The sequence below is a fragment of the Pseudomonas sp. B7 genome, assembly GCF_016735645.1.
Classification (GTDB): domain Bacteria; phylum Pseudomonadota; class Gammaproteobacteria; order Pseudomonadales; family Pseudomonadaceae; genus Aquipseudomonas; species Aquipseudomonas glycinae.
This window is the reverse complement of the sequence record NZ_JAERRE010000018.1, coordinates 1-15453: the sequence shown is the minus strand read 5'-3', so window position 1 is coordinate 15453 and position 15453 is coordinate 1. Positions and strand designations below refer to the sequence as shown.

Here is a 15453-nt window from a genome sequence, read left to right as displayed (position 1 = left end):
GGCAGCCGCTCTTGGCGGCCCGGCAATCTTAGGCGAGTGCTTCGGCGCGCTTGCCCAGCAGGCGGTCGCAAACCACGGCAACCACCAGGGTCATTACGCACGGCACCAGCCACGCCAGACCTTGCTCGCTGAGCGGCAGGTGGGCCAGTTGCGATGGCATCCAGTCCGCCAGACCGGCGCCTTTCAGCGCATCGATGGTGCCGAACACGAACGACACCAGCATCACCGGGCCCATGATGCGGCTCTGCTCATGCCAGAACGCAGCGCAAAAGCTCAGGGCCACCAGCACGATGCACGGCGGGTAGATCGCGGTGAGCACCGGGATCGAGAACGCGATCAGCTTGGTCAGGCCCAGGTTGGACACCAGCAGCGAGAACGCCGCCAGGATGATCACCAGGGTCTTGTAGGACAGCGGCAATACGCGGCTGAAGTATTCGGCACAGGCGCAGGTCAGGCCAACAGCGGTCACCAGGCACGCCAGGGAAATCAGCACGGCAAGGAAACCACTGCCCAGCGAACCGAAGGTGTGTTGCACGTAAGCGTGCAGCACCGCGGCGCCGTTGGTCGCGCCCGCAGCGACTTCGTGGCTGCCGGAACCCAGACGGAACAGGCTGACATACACCAGCGCCAGACCGACACCGGCAATCAGCCCGGCGATGATCGCGTAACGGGTGATCAGCGCCGGCGACTCGACGCCACGGGAGCGGATCGCGTTGACGATGACGATGCCGAACACCAGCGCGCCCAGGGTATCCATGGTCAGGTAACCATTGATGAAGCCTTGCGAGAACGGTGCCGCAACGTATTCCGGAGTGGCCACGCCGATGTCACCGGCCGGCAGCGCGAATGCGGCGATACCGAGCACGGCCAGGGCGATGATCTTCAGTGGCGCGAGGAAGCGACCGACGGTGTCCAGCAGACGCCCAGGGTAGAGCGAAATGAAGAACACCAGCAGGAAGTACACCGAACTGTAGAGGAACAGTGCCAGCGGGCTCTCGCCGGTCAGCGGCGCCAGACCCACTTCAAAGGAAACGGTCGCGGTACGCGGGGTGGCAAACAGCGGGCCGACTGCCAGGTAGCACGCGGCAGCCAGTACGCCACCGGCGACCTTGCCGATCGGGCTGCTCAGGGCGTCCATTGCGCCACCGACCTTGGCCAGTGCAACCACGGTGACCACCGGCAGACCGACTGCCGTGATCAGGAAGCCCAGCGCCGCGATCCAGACGTTAGGCCCGGACTGCAAACCGACGATAGGCGGGAAGATGATGTTGCCGGCCCCGACGAACAGGGCGAATGTCATAAAGCCAAGTGCCAGGATGTCCTGACCTTTCAAAACTTTCATTAAGGAAATACCACACTACTGAATCGGAATTTAGAGGGGGATTTCCCTGTGGGGTTAGGGAAATGCTGTCAATCCGTATAAGACTGACCCGTTAGCGCGTTGCATGCCTTGTGGGCGGCAGACGCAAAATGGCGGCTAGCCTAACGAATTTGCCCGACAAACGCACTGTTAGAGGGCGAACTATCCGATACGCGACGTTTCTGTGTCGCGTTTTTGCATGTTATTGGGTGAGTGCTTATAAATTTCCATCGTCCACCCGAACGCCGGAAACGACAAAGGCCACCCGAAGGTGGCCTTTGTTGCTGGAGCAGAGAAGTCAGCCGAAGCTTACTTCTTCACTTCCCAGCCAGTCAGCTCGGCCAGGGCCTTGCCGATGTCTGCCAGCGAACGCACGGTTTTCACGCCTGCGTCTTGCAGAGCAGCGAATTTCTCGTCTGCAGTGCCTTTGCCGCCGGAGATGATTGCGCCAGCATGGCCCATGCGCTTGCCCGGAGGAGCAGTCACACCAGCGATGTAGGAAACAACCGGCTTGGTCACGTTGGCCTTGATGTAGGCAGCCGCTTCTTCTTCAGCCGAACCGCCGATCTCGCCGATCATGACGATCGCTTCGGTCTTCGGGTCTTCCTGGAACAGCTTCAGGATGTCGATGAAGTTCGAACCCGGGATCGGGTCACCACCGATGCCGACGCAAGTCGACTGACCGAAACCGGCGTCAGTGGTCTGCTTCACAGCTTCGTAGGTCAGGGTGCCGGAACGGGAAACGATACCGACCTTGCCTGGCAAGTGAATGTGACCTGGCATGATGCCGATCTTGCATTCGCCTGGGGTGATCACGCCTGGGCAGTTAGGGCCGATCAGGGTAACACCCAGCTCGTCGCACTTAACTTTGGCGTCCAGCATGTCCAGGGTAGGAATGCCTTCGGTGATGCAGACGATCAGCTTGATGCCGCCGAAAGCTGCTTCCAGGATCGAGTCCTTGCAGAAAGGAGCCGGAACGTAGATTACGCTGGCGGTGGCGCCAGTGGCTTCTACAGCTTCTTTCACAGTGTTGAACACAGGCAGGTTCAGGTGAGTGGTGCCACCTTTGCCTGGCGTCACGCCGCCAACCATTTTGGTGCCGTAGGCAATGGCTTGTTCGGAGTGGAAAGTACCCTGCGCACCGGTGAAGCCCTGGCAGATTACTTTGGTGTCTTTATTGATCAGGACGCTCATTACTTGCCCTCCGCAGCTTTAACGACTTGTTGAGCAGCGTCGGTCAGGCTGGTAGCAGCGATGATGTTCAAACCGCTTTCTGCCAGTACTTTAGCGCCCAGTTCAGCGTTGTTGCCTTCAAGACGAACAACAACCGGGATTTTCACGCCGACTTCTTTCACTGCACCGATGATGCCTTCGGCAATCATGTCGCAACGAACGATGCCGCCGAAGATGTTAACCAGTACTGCAGCGACATTGCTGTCGGACAGAATGATTTTGAAAGCTTCGGTTACGCGCTCTTTGGTAGCACCACCACCTACGTCGAGGAAGTTGGCTGGCTTGCCGCCGTGCAGGTTGACGATGTCCATGGTACCCATGGCCAGGCCGGCACCGTTCACCATGCAGCCGATGTTGCCTTCCAGTGCTACGTAGTTCAGTTCGAACTTGGCAGCGTGCGCTTCGCGCGGATCGTCCTGCGACGGATCGTGGAAAGTCTTCAGCTTAGGCTGACGGTACATTGCGTTGGCGTCGATGTTGATCTTGGCGTCCAGGCAGTGCAGATCGCCGTCAGCCTTGATCACCAGCGGGTTCACTTCCAGCAGAGCCAGGTCGTGATCCTTGAACAGCTTGGCCAGACCTACGAAGATCTTGGCGAACTGAGCAACCTGCTTGCCTTCCAGACCCAGCTGGAATGCCAGCTCGCGACCCTGGAATGGCTGAGCGCCAACCAGTGGATCGATAGTGGCTTTCAGAATTTTTTCTGGAGTGTCGTGAGCGATTTTCTCGATGTCCACGCCACCTTCGGTGGAAGCCATGAACACGATGCGACGGCTCGAACGGTCAACGACAGCGCCCAGGTACAGCTCTTTAGCGATATCAGTGCACGATTCAACCAGGATCTTGGTGACTGGCTGGCCGTTGGCATCAGTCTGGTAAGTCACCAGACGCTTGCCCAGCCACTGCTGTGCGAAGGCTTTGGCGTCTTCTTTGCTGCGAACCAGCTTGACGCCGCCCGCTTTACCGCGACCACCGGCGTGAACCTGGGCTTTGACAACCCACTCGTTGCCGCCGATTTTGTCGCAAGCTTCTGCTGCTGCTTCCGGGGTGTCTACTGCGAAACCAGTGGAAACTGGCAGGCCGTATTCAGCGAACAGCTGCTTACCCTGATACTCGTGAAGATTCATGCTTTTTACCGTCTTCGTTAGGTACTGCGCATTCGGCGCTGCGCTCTTTATGAGTGCCGCGCCACCTGTGACTGCTGCTTGCGTAGCCTTTCCGGATACCCGGTGCAGCTACGCAAGGCTGCGTCCAGCGGACATTCCGCGGTGAGTCTTGCACGCAAGGCTCACGACGGGCCGTACCGCCGTGGTTTCTTATTGTGTGTCTTAACGCTTCTTGCGGTTGGCAATGTGGATGGCGCCGCCATTCACTGCCAAAGCGGCTTCGTGCAAGGCTTCAGACAGGGTCGGATGGGAGAAAACCATCATGCCCAGATCTTCAGCGCTGGTGCCGAATTCCATACCGATCGCGCCCTGCTGAACCAGTTCTGCGGCGCTCGGGCCAATCACGTGCACGCCCAATACGCGGTCAGTCTTGGCATCGGCGATGACCTTGACGAAACCACCGGTATCGTTGGCGGCCATGGCACGGCCGGATGCTGCGAACGGGAAGGTGCCGACGTTAACTTCAACGCCTTCAGCTTTCAAGGCCTGCTCGGTTTTACCGACCCATGCGATTTCCGGGTGAGTATAAATAACCGAAGGGATCAGGTCATAGTTCATCTGGGCCTTGTGACCCTTGATGCGCTCGACAACCATGATGCCCTCTTCCGAGGCCTTGTGAGCCAGCATCATGCCGCGAACCACGTCGCCGATGGCGTAAACGCCCGGTACGGTGGTGGCGCAGTGATCGTCAACGTGCACGAAACCGCGCTCGTCCAGGGTCACGCCGCTATCGGCAGCCAGCAGATCAGTGGTCACCGGACGGCGACCAACGGCTACGATCAGCTTGTCGAAAGTGATGGTCTGTTCGCCGTTGGCGTCGGTGTAGTTCACAACGACTTCGTCGCCGTTCACTTTCGAGCCGGTTACACGGGCGCCCAGCTTGATGTCCAGACCCTGTTTGGTCAGGGTTTTCAGCGCTTCCTTGGAAACCGCGGTGTCCGCTGCCATCAGGAAGGTGTCCAGGGCTTCCAGAACAGTCACTTCTGCACCCAAACGCGACCACACCGAACCCAGTTCCAGACCGATCACGCCAGCGCCGATCACGCCCAGACGTTTAGGTACGGATTGGAATTCCAGAGCGCCAGTCGAATCGACGATGACTTTCTGATCGACCGGAGCCGGTGGAATGTCGATCGGACGCGAACCTGGAGCCAGGATGACGTTTTCGGCTTCGATGACTTCAACCGAGCCGTCCGGCTTGGTGACTTCGACTTTCTTGCCGGCCAGCAGTTTGCCGTGGCCCTGAATCGAAGTAACGCCGTTGGCCTTGAACAGGGTGGCAACACCGCCGGTCAGGTTCTTGACGATACCAGCCTTGCGGCCAACCATCGCAGCGACGTCCATTTTGACTTCGCCGGTCGAGATACCGTGGACGTTGAAGCTTTCTTTCGCTTCCTTGTATTTCCAGGAGCTGTCCAGCAGCGCCTTGGAAGGAATGCAGCCTACGTTCAGGCAGGTGCCGCCCAGGGCTTGCTTGCCTTCAGCATCGGTGTACTTCTCGATGCAGGCAGTGCTCAGGCCGAGTTGCGCGGCCTTGATAGCTGCCACGTAGCCGCCAGGGCCCGCACCGATCACTACTACGTCAAATTTCTGCGACATTCAAAAAATCCTCTTTAGCGAAAAGCTTCAAGCCGCGCGCTGCAAGCCAGGCTGCGTTTTCCCGCAGCTTGAAGCTTGCAGCGCGTGACTGCTTCTATCAGATATCCAGCAACAGACGAGCCGGATCTTCCAGCAGGTTCTTGATGGTCACCAGGAAGGTTACAGCTTCTTTGCCATCGATCAGACGGTGATCGTAGGACAGTGCCAGGTACATCATCGGACGGATCACGACCTGACCGTTGATGGCCATCGGACGCTGGATGATGTTGTGCATGCCCAGAATCGCTGCCTGCGGCGGGTTGACGATCGGGGTCGACATCATCGAACCGAAGGTACCACCGTTGGTGATGGTGAAGGTACCGCCGGTCATTTCGTCCATCGACAGTTTGCCGTCACGGGCTTTCTTGCCGAAAGTGGCGATGCCGCCTTCGATTTCAGCCAGGCTCATGTGTTCGGCGTTACGCAGAACAGGAACCACCAGGCCGCGGTCGCTGGAAACAGCGACGCCGATGTCGGCATAACCGTGGTAAACGATGTCGTTGCCATCGATCGAAGCGTTGACCGCCGGGAAGCGTTTCAGCGCTTCGGTGGCAGCCTTCACGAAGAACGACATGAAGCCCAGGCGTACGCCGTTGTGGGACTTCTCGAACAGATCCTTGTACTTCGAACGCAGGGCCATGACTTCGGTCATGTCGACTTCGTTGAAAGTGGTCAGCATCGCCATGTTCGATTGAGCTTCAACCAGACGCTTGGCAACGGTGGCACGAACGCGGGTCATCGGAACGCGCTTCTCGATGCGGTCGCCAGCGGCGAACACAGGAGCGGCGGCGGCCGGAGCAGCTGCCTTGGCAGGCGCGGCAGCCGGAGCGGCTTTCTTGGCAGCAACGGCTGCAACCACGTCTTCCTTGGTCACGCGACCGCCTTTGCCGGTGCCGGCAACAGAAGCGATGTTGATGCCGTTCTCTTCAGCCAGCTTGCGCGCGGCAGGAGCAGCGATCGGGTCGTCTTCGCCATGAGCGGCAGCAGGTGCAGCGGCGGCAGCGGCAGGAGCAGCAGCCGGAGCAGCGGATGCAGCGCCGCCTTCAACGATGGAGCCCAGGACTTCGTCGGACAGGACGGTTTCGCCCTCGCCCTTGACGATTGCGCCCAGCACGCCGTCGGCGGTAGCCAGCACTTCCAGTACGACTTTGTCGGTTTCGATGTCGACGATCAGTTCGTCACGCTTGACGGCGTCGCCCGGTTGTTTGTGCCAGGTGGCAACGGTGCCATCGGCAACCGATTCCGGGAAAGTGGGGGCTTTGATCTCGATAGCCATTATCTGTGGTTCCTTAAATTCGGTTTCAGGTGCGCGAAGGCGTTAAACGGTAAACGCGTCTTGCAGCAGTTGTTCCTGCTGCTCGGCGTGCATCGATGCGTAACCACATGCTGGGGCAGCAGAAGCCTCACGGCCCGCGTACTCGAGTACGAGAGATTTGTTGAGGTTGCTGATGCTGCGACGCAGGTGGTGCTGGCTGCAGTACCAGGCGCCCTGGTTCATCGGCTCTTCCTGACACCACACGGCCGCTTTGGCATTGGTGTAAGGAGCCAGGACTTCTTTCAAGTCGTCCTCAGGGAACGGGTACAGCTGCTCGATACGCACGATGGCGATATCTTCGCGGCCTTCGGCACGACGTTTTTCCAGCAGGTCGTAGTAGACCTTGCCGCTGCACAGAACAACGCGCTCGACCTTTTTCGGGTCCAGTGCATCGATTTCCGGGATAACGGTCTGGAACGAACCTTCGGCCAGATCTTCCAGAGTCGAGATGGCCAGCTTGTGGCGCAGCAGCGACTTTGGAGTCAGAACGACCAATGGCTTGCGCAGCGGGCGAATCACCTGACGGCGCAGCAAGTGGTAGATCTGGGCCGGGGTGGTCGGCATGCACACCTGAATGTTGTGCTCGGCGCACAGCTGCAGGTAACGCTCAAGACGTGCCGAGCTGTGCTCAGGGCCCTGACCTTCGTAACCGTGTGGCAGCAGCATGGTCAGACCGCAGAGACGGCCCCACTTGTGCTCGCCGCTGGTGATGAACTGGTCGATAACGACCTGTGCACCGTTGGCGAAGTCGCCGAACTGGGCTTCCCAGATCACCAGCGCGTTTGGCGTGGTGGTCGAGTAGCCGTATTCGAACGCCAGTACGGCTTCTTCCGACAGGAACGAGTCGTACAGGTCGAAGCGTGGCTGACCTTCATACAGATGCTTGAGCGGAATGTAGGTACCGGCATCTTTCTGGTTGTGCAGCACAGCGTGACGGTGCGAGAACGTGCCGCGGCCAATGTCCTGACCGGTCATGCGGATCGGGTGACCTTCGAACGCCAGGGTCGCGTACGCCATGGTTTCGGCGTAACCCCAGTTGATCGGCAGGCCGCCGGCTTGCATCTTCTGACGGTCTTCGTAGATCTTCGCGACCTGACGCTGAACCACGAAGCCTTCCGGAATTTCCAGCAGCTTGGCGGACAGTTCCTGCAGGGTCTTGAGGTCGAAGCGAGTGTCGTGACGCGCAGTCCAGGCGTGGCCCAGATACGGACGCCAGTCCACGAACAGCTCTTTGTTCGGCTCTTTGACCAGCGATTTCACGACGTGCAGACCGTTGTCCAGCGCGTTGCGGTATTCGTCGACTTTCGCCTGAACACGCTCTGCGTCCAATACACCGGCCTGGGTCAGACGATCAGCGTACAGCTCACGGGTGGTGCGCTGCTTGGTGATCTGCTGATACATCAGAGGCTGGGTGCCGCTTGGCTCGTCGGCCTCGTTGTGGCCGCGACGACGGTAGCAGACCAGGTCGATCACCACGTCACGCTTGAACTGCATGCGGTAGTCGATGGCCAGCTGGGTCACGAACAACACGGCTTCCGGATCATCACCATTCACATGGAGGATCGGCGCCTGGATCATTTTCGCAACGTCGGTCGCGTACTCGGTGGAACGCGAGTCCAGCGGGTTGCTGATGGTGAAACCGACCTGGTTGTTGATCACGATGTGCACGGTACCGCCGGTCTTGAAACCGCGGGTCTGCGACATCTGGAAGGTTTCCATTACCACGCCCTGACCGGCGAATGCCGCGTCACCGTGGATGGAGATCGGCAGAACCTTCTCACCGGTAGGGTCGTTGCGACGATCCTGACGGGCGCGAACCGAACCCTCGACCACCGGGGAAACGATTTCCAGGTGGGACGGGTTGAACGCCATGGCCAGGTGAACTTCACCGCCGGTGGTCATTACGTTGGACGAGAAGCCCTGGTGGTATTTAACGTCACCGGAACCCAGCTCGACCTTCTTCTTGCCTTCGAACTCGTCGAACAGCTCGCGCGGGTTCTTGCCGAAGGTGTTGACCAGTACGTTCAGACGGCCACGGTGAGCCATGCCGATGACGACTTCCTTGGTGCCGTAGGAACCGGAACGCTGGATCAGTTCGTCGAGCATCGGAATCAGGCTTTCGCCGCCTTCCAGACCGAAACGCTTGGTGCCCGGGTATTTGGTGCCCAGGTATTTTTCCAGGCCTTCACCGGCTGTCACGCGCTCGAGCAGGTGGCTCTTGATGTCCGCGGAATATTCCGGACGGCCACGCACGCTTTCCAGACGCTGCTGGAACCACTGGCGCTGCTCGGAATCGGTGATGTGCGTAAATTCAGCGCCGATGGTGCGGCAATATGTCTGCTGCAACGCTTCGTGAATTTCGCGTAGGCTCGCTTCCTCTTTGCCGATGAACAGGTCGCCGGCACGGAAGGTCGTATCAAGATCGGCATTGGTCAAGCCGTAGTGATTGATCGACAGGTCTGCAGGTGCAGGACGCTGCCACAGCCCCAGCGGGTCAAGCTGGGCTGCCTGGTGGCCACGCATACGGTAGGCCTGGATCAATCGCAGCACTTCAACTTGCTTCTTCTCGTGCTCACTGCTCACGCTGCCGGCGGAAACCGGTTGGGCGCGGCGCTGGTTCTTTGCCAGCAGCACGAAATGATCGCGAATTGTGGAGTGCGAAACATCGGTGGCAGAGCTGCCGTCGGCAGGCAGCTTCTGAAAGTAGGTGCGCCACTCTTCTGGCACAGCGTTAGGGTCGTGCAGGTAGAGCTCGTAGAGCTCTTCCACATAGGCAGCGTTTCCACCTGAAAGGTAGGCGCTGTTCCACATGCGCTGCATCACGCTTTCTTGCATGCTTGGTCACCCTCGGTTAGGGGAACACCATCGGTGCCGACACCGAGCAAGCTTGCAGAAGTCCGAATGCAGCGACCAAAACAAGCCACTTAGGATCACACTGATAGTCCGGGTACCAGCCCGGATGCCCCTGCTTGTCTCATTTCTTCAAAATAAGAGCCGCAGCTTATGGCTGCTGCTCTGGTTATAGCCATGGCGCGGGTTGAAGCCCGCGCCTAAGCCCTCTACGGGTACAGCGGTTACAGCAGCTGAATCACACGCCGCTCGAAAGCAGCATGTTACGGATGTGACCGATGGCCTTAGTCGGGTTCAGGCCTTTCGGACATACGTTGACGCAGTTCATGATGCCCCGGCAGCGGAAGACGCTGAACGGGTCATCGAGGGACGCCAGACGCTCGGACGTCTTGGTGTCACGGCTGTCTGCCAGGAAGCGGTACGCTTGCAGCAGGGCAGCTGGACCCAGGAACTTGTCCGGGTTCCACCAGAAGGACGGGCAAGAGGTCGAGCAGCAGGCGCACAGGATGCACTCGTACAGACCGTCGAGCTTTTCACGCTCTTCAGGGGACTGCAGACGCTCGATGGCCGGAGCCGGCGTGTCGTTCTGCAGGAATGGCTTAACCTTCTCGTATTGCTTGTAGAAGATGCTCATATCGACAACCAGGTCACGGATAACCGGCAAACCTGGCAGCGGACGAACGATCAGCTTGTTACCTTTGACGACAGCGGACAGCGGCGTGATGCACGCCAGGCCGTTCTTGCCGTTGATGTTCATGCCGTCGGAGCCGCAGACGCCTTCACGGCAGGAGCGACGATAGGAGAAACCTTCGTCCTGCTCTTTGATCAGGGCCAGCACGTCCAGCACCATCAGGTCTTTACCACCGGTATCAACCTGGAATTCCTGCATGAACGGCGCAGCGTCCTGATCAGGGTTGTAACGATAAACACTGACTTGCAACATGGCGGTCACCCTTAATAAGTCCGGACTTTAGGTTCGAAAGTCGGAACAGTCTTCGGCGAGAAGTTCACGGCACGCTTGGCGACGCGTTTCTCACCCGGGAAGTACAGGGTGTGGCACAGCCAGTTTTCGTCGTCACGATCTTCGAAGTCTTCACGGGCGTGAGCACCGCGGGACTCTTTACGTACTTCGGCAGCGATGGCGGTAGCTTCAGCCACTTCCAGCAGGTTTTGCAGTTCCAGCGCTTCGATACGGGCAGTGTTGAACGCCTGCGACTTGTCGTTGATCTTCACATTCGCGATGCGCTTGCGCAGATCAGCCAGCTGGGCAATACCTTTCTGCATGTATTCGCCGGTACGGAATACACCGAAGTAGTTCTGCATGCAGCTTTGCAGCTCGCGACGCAGGGTAGCGACGTCTTCGCCGTCGGTACGGTTGTTCAGGGCGTTCAGACGTGCCAGGGCAGCTTCGATGTCGGCTTCGGTAGCGTCGTCGTATTCGATGCCGTCGGTCAGCGCTTTTTCGAGGTGCAGGCCGGCAGCGCGGCCGAATACCACCAGGTCGAGCAGCGAGTTGCCGCCCAGACGGTTGGCACCGTGAACCGATACGCAAGCCACTTCACCTACCGCGAACAGACCAGGGATGATCTGATCCACGCCTTCGGCGTCCTGGGTGATCGCCTGGCCGTGAATGTTGGTGGCAACGCCGCCCATCATGTAGTGGCAAGTCGGAACAACCGGAACCGGAGCAACCACCGGGTCAACGTGTGCGAAAGTCTTCGACAGTTCGCAGATGCCTGGCAGACGGCTGTGCAGCACTTCCTCGCCCAGGTGGTCGAGTTTGAGCATTACGTGGTCGCCATTCGGACCGCAACCGTTACCGGCGATGATTTCCTTAACCATCGAACGGGCAACAACGTCACGACCGGCAAGGTCTTTGGCGTTCGGAGCATAACGCTCCATGAAACGCTCGCCGTGCTTGTTGATCAGGTAACCACCTTCACCACGGCAGCCTTCGGTAACCAGTACACCGGCGCCGGCGATGCCGGTCGGGTGGAACTGCCACATTTCGATGTCTTGTACCGGCACGCCAGCACGCAGAGCCATGCCGACGCCGTCACCGGTGTTGATCAGGGCGTTGGTGGTGGATGCGTAGATACGACCTGCACCGCCGGTAGCCAGTACGGTGGCTTTGGCGCGGATGTAGGTGGTTTCGCCGGTTTCGATGCAGATCGCGATCACACCGACGAATTCGCCTTCCTGGTTTTTCACCAGGTCGACAGCGTAGTACTCGTTCAGGAACGTGGTACCGGCTTTCAGGTTGCCCTGATAAAGGGTGTGCAGCAGCGCGTGACCGGTACGGTCGGAAGCGGCGCAGGTACGGGCAGCCTGCCCGCCTTTACCGTAATCCTTCGACTGACCGCCGAACGGACGCTGGTAGATACGGCCTTGCTCGGTACGCGAGAACGGCAGACCCATGTGGTCCAGCTCGAAAACGGCAGCCGGGCCTTCCTGACACATGTATTCGATAGCGTCCTGGTCACCGATGTAGTCGGAACCCTTGACGGTATCGTACATGTGCCAGCGCCAGTCATCGTTCGGGTCGGCCGAAGCGATGGCGCAGGTGATGCCGCCCTGTGCGGACACAGTGTGCGAACGGGTCGGGAAAACCTTGGTGATCACGGCAGTCTTGTGACCGCCCTGTGCCAGTTGCAGCGCTGCGCGCATGCCGGCACCGCCGCCACCAATAATGATGGCGTCGAAAGAAATCGTTGGAATGTTAGCCATGAATCAGATACCCCAGAGAATCTGCACACCCCAGACGAAGTAAGCGAACATCGCGACGCCGCATACTGCCTGGAAAAGGAAACGTACTGCAGTCGCGGACTTGCCCAGCGCCATTGGCGTCAGGTAGTCGGTCGCGATGGTCCACATGCCGACCCAGGCGTGAGCGCCCAGGGCAACCAGTGCCAGCAGACTGAAGATACGCATTCCGTTGTGGGCGAACAGGCCGTGCCATTGGTCGTAGCCAATGCCCGGGTTCGCGACGAGGTAGCCGATCAGGAAGATGAAATAAGCCGCGAGAACGACCGCAGACACACGTTGTGCCATCCAGTCATAGAGGCCCGAACGCGAAAGGTTTGTAACGCTGGTTACCATATCCAAACTCCTGCCAGAACGATCAGCACCACGGAAACGGCGATGATCAGTTTCGAGCCCAGGCGGCCGCCTTCCAGCGTCTCACCGATGCCCATGTCCATGATCAAGTGGCGCACACCGGCAACCAGGTGATACAGAAGAGCGGACAGGAGGCCCCATGCTACGAACTTGGCCAGCGGACTGGTCAAGCATGCCTTCACCTCGACATAACCTTCCTCGGAACCCAGGGATTTGCCCAATGCATAAAGCATGATGCCAAGGCCCAGGAAGAGGATGATGCCGGAAACACGGTGAAGAAACGACGTAACGCCGGTGATGGGGAGTTTGATGGTCCTTAGGTCTAGGTTTACAGGTCGTTGGCTTTTCACGGCTTTTTTTTCACACTGAAGAGCCCCTAACAATCAGGGCAAAGTTGTTGGGGAGTGCACTGGTCAGGTAACCACCACCCAGGGATGCGACCCCCAATGAAAGCAAGCCCAAAAGCCCTTGGCGGTCGGTCGCCGAGTATAGACAGTTAGGCTACTAATGACAACGCAATCGCCTACCCCCAATAGCGGATTGCACAAGTCGTATAAAAGGCGTAAATGGCAGGCAATTTCGAGGAAAAAGTACGGTTAAAGCCTTCTGGAGCAAGACTTTAGGCAAATTGACATTCGAATTTATCTCACTATAGTGGTGCGGGCCCTGCGTGGGGGGTCTGTCTGATGATTTCAAGCATAAATAGGAGGCCACATGGCTGACAAAAAAGCGCAGTTGATCATCGAGGGCGCAGCCCCCGTCGAGCTGCCCATTTTAACCGGCACCGTTGGTCCCGATGTTATCGATGTTCGGGGCCTGACGGCCACGGGCCGCTTCACTTTCGACCCCGGTTTCATGTCGACCGCTTCCTGCGAATCGAAGATCACCTATATCGACGGCGACAACGGCATCCTGCTGCACCGCGGCTACCCGATCGAACAGCTGGCTGAAAAGTCGGACTACCTGGAAACCTGCTACCTGCTGCTGAACGGCGAATTGCCGACTGCAGAGCAAAAGGCCCAGTTCGTCGGCACCGTGAAGAACCACACCATGGTTCACGAGCAGCTGAAAACCTTCTTCAACGGCTTCCGCCGTGACGCCCACCCGATGGCTGTCATGTGTGGTGTAGTCGGCGCCCTCTCGGCCTTCTACCACGACTCCCTCGACATCAATAACCCGCAGCATCGCGAAATCTCCGCGATCCGCCTGGTTGCCAAGATGCCGACCCTGGCCGCGATGGTTTACAAGTACTCCATGGGCCAACCCATGATGTACCCGCGCAACGACCTGTCGTACGCGGAAAACTTCCTGCACATGATGTTCAACACCCCGTGCGAGATCAAACCGATCAGCCCGGTACTCGCCAAGGCCATGGACCGGATCTTCATCCTCCACGCCGACCACGAGCAGAACGCCTCGACCTCCACCGTGCGTCTGGCGGGCTCCTCGGGTGCCAACCCGTTCGCCTGTATCGCCGCCGGCATCGCCGCACTGTGGGGCCCTGCCCACGGCGGTGCGAACGAAGCCGTGCTGACCATGCTCGATGAAATCGGCGATGTTTCGAACATCGACAAGTTCATCGCCAAGGCCAAGGACAAGAACGATCCGTTCAAACTGATGGGCTTCGGTCACCGCGTCTACAAGAACCGCGACCCTCGCGCGACTGTCATGAAGCAGACCTGCGACGAAGTGCTGAAGGAACTGGGCATCCAGAACGACCCGCAACTCGAACTGGCCATGCGCCTGGAAGAGATCGCCCTGACCGATCCGTACTTCATCGAGCGCTCGCTGTACCCGAACGTCGACTTCTACTCGGGGATCATCCTCAAGGCGATCGGCATTCCGACCAGCATGTTCACTGTGATCTTCGCCCTGGCACGTACTGTCGGCTGGATTTCGCACTGGAAGGAAATGCTCTCAAGCCCGTACAAGATTGGCCGTCCGCGTCAGCTGTACACTGGTTATGAGTCGCGGGATATCACCAAGCTGGAAGACCGCAAATAAGAGCTGTCTTGCGATAGCGTCTTAGCGTTTTACCGGGAACGGCCTCCATGTGAATGGGGGCCGTTTTTCGTTTTGGGCATCTCAGCGGCCTTTGGGCCGACTGTTTTTTTGTTGATTGGGTGTATATCCGTTGCTTCGGGTGCTGCCGCTGGCGGTTTCGCTCTTACAGCGAGTCCCTTTTTCAAACGCCAAAAAGGAACCAAAAGGCTTTTGCCCCGGCGTACGGCACTTCGCTTAGGCTCAGTGCTCCCTCGCTACGGTGTCCATCAGGGGGCATCGCCTACGGTTTGCTTCGCTGCACCTCCTCTCGATGTATGCGGCTGCGCCGCACGGCGCTGCGCGCCTACCCCCTGATGGACACCTCCGCTCGGCCTGCCGAAGGGGCTAAAGATCAAAAGCCAGAGCCAGAGCAGAAGCCAGATCAAGAGCCCCCCCCTCACCCTAGCCCTCTCCCGGAGGGAGAGGGAACTGACTGAGTGGTTTGGGAGAGGTTCGCCGACGTGCGATAACGCGTTGAACTCAGGTTTTGAAAAGCACAAAAATCGGCTCCCTCTCCTCGGGGAGAGGGTTGGGGTGAGGGGTAAATCCACCACAAATCCAAAGCCGAACACCCCACGCCCCTCCCCACTCACCACTCACCACAATGAGCGTTAGCTCGAGTACCGCTTTTGATCGCAGGGCCCGTCGGCAGGCTGAGTGGAGGGATTGATCCGGGGGTGGGAGCGCAGCGACCGTTTGGCGAAGCCAAACACATCGAGAGGAGGTGCAGC

The 15453-nt window shown here is 58.8% G+C and carries 11 protein-coding genes; 1 reads left to right on the top strand and 10 read right to left on the bottom strand.

All coding sequences use genetic code 11. The annotated features are described in order from the left end of the window. Window positions 1–28: 28 nt before the first annotated feature. The 10 genes from brnQ to sdhC all read right to left on the bottom strand — a co-directional run bounded on the left by brnQ (window position 29) and on the right by sdhC (window position 13029). Complete coding sequence (gene brnQ, locus JKA62_RS28025; RefSeq protein ID WP_011333120.1) at window positions 29–1342, bottom strand: branched-chain amino acid transport system II carrier protein; 1314 nt, start codon at window positions 1340–1342, stop codon at window positions 29–31. A 327-nt stretch (window positions 1343–1669) separates the two neighbouring features. Continuing rightward, a complete protein-coding gene (sucD, locus tag JKA62_RS28020) occupies window positions 1670–2554 on the bottom strand; it encodes a succinate--CoA ligase subunit alpha (protein ID WP_011333119.1) in 885 nt (294 codons plus the stop codon). Beyond that, window positions 2554–3720, bottom strand: coding sequence for an ADP-forming succinate--CoA ligase subunit beta (sucC, locus tag JKA62_RS28015; protein ID WP_007959029.1), 1167 nt, complete (start codon window positions 3718–3720; stop codon window positions 2554–2556). Before sucC ends, sucD begins: the two co-directional genes overlap by 1 nt. A 201-nt stretch (window positions 3721–3921) precedes the next feature. Then, a complete protein-coding gene (gene lpdA / locus JKA62_RS28010; RefSeq protein WP_011333117.1) occupies window positions 3922–5358 on the bottom strand; it encodes a dihydrolipoyl dehydrogenase in 1437 nt (478 codons plus the stop codon). A gap of 97 nt (window positions 5359–5455) precedes the next feature. Continuing rightward, on the bottom strand, window positions 5456–6673 hold the full coding sequence (gene odhB / locus JKA62_RS28005) for a 2-oxoglutarate dehydrogenase complex dihydrolipoyllysine-residue succinyltransferase (RefSeq protein ID WP_201820454.1): 1218 nt from the start codon (window positions 6671–6673) through the stop codon (window positions 5456–5458). Window positions 6674–6715: 42 nt separating this feature from the next. Then, window positions 6716–9547 (bottom strand): 2-oxoglutarate dehydrogenase E1 component, encoded by a 2832-nt coding sequence (locus JKA62_RS28000; protein WP_011333115.1) that lies wholly within the window; start codon window positions 9545–9547, stop codon window positions 6716–6718. Window positions 9548–9800: 253 nt separating this feature from the next. After that, a complete protein-coding gene (locus tag JKA62_RS27995; RefSeq protein ID WP_007959035.1) occupies window positions 9801–10505 on the bottom strand; it encodes a succinate dehydrogenase iron-sulfur subunit in 705 nt (234 codons plus the stop codon). An 11-nt stretch (window positions 10506–10516) separates the two neighbouring features. Beyond that, window positions 10517–12289: a succinate dehydrogenase flavoprotein subunit gene (gene sdhA / locus JKA62_RS27990; protein ID WP_011333114.1), complete on the bottom strand. Its 1773-nt coding sequence runs from the start codon at window positions 12287–12289 to the stop codon at window positions 10517–10519. 3 nt (window positions 12290–12292) lie between these two features. Beyond that, window positions 12293–12661 (bottom strand): succinate dehydrogenase, hydrophobic membrane anchor protein, encoded by a 369-nt coding sequence (gene sdhD / locus JKA62_RS27985; RefSeq protein ID WP_007959040.1) that lies wholly within the window; start codon window positions 12659–12661, stop codon window positions 12293–12295. After that, complete coding sequence (gene sdhC, locus JKA62_RS27980; protein WP_011333113.1) at window positions 12655–13029, bottom strand: succinate dehydrogenase, cytochrome b556 subunit; 375 nt, start codon at window positions 13027–13029, stop codon at window positions 12655–12657. The genes sdhD and sdhC overlap by 7 nt, the downstream gene beginning before the upstream one ends. A 364-nt stretch (window positions 13030–13393) precedes the next feature. On the opposite strand from sdhC, the gene gltA reads away from it, so the two are divergent. Then, window positions 13394–14683: a citrate synthase gene (gene gltA, locus JKA62_RS27975; protein ID WP_007959044.1), complete on the top strand. Its 1290-nt coding sequence runs from the start codon at window positions 13394–13396 to the stop codon at window positions 14681–14683. Window positions 14684–15453 lie beyond the last annotated feature (770 nt).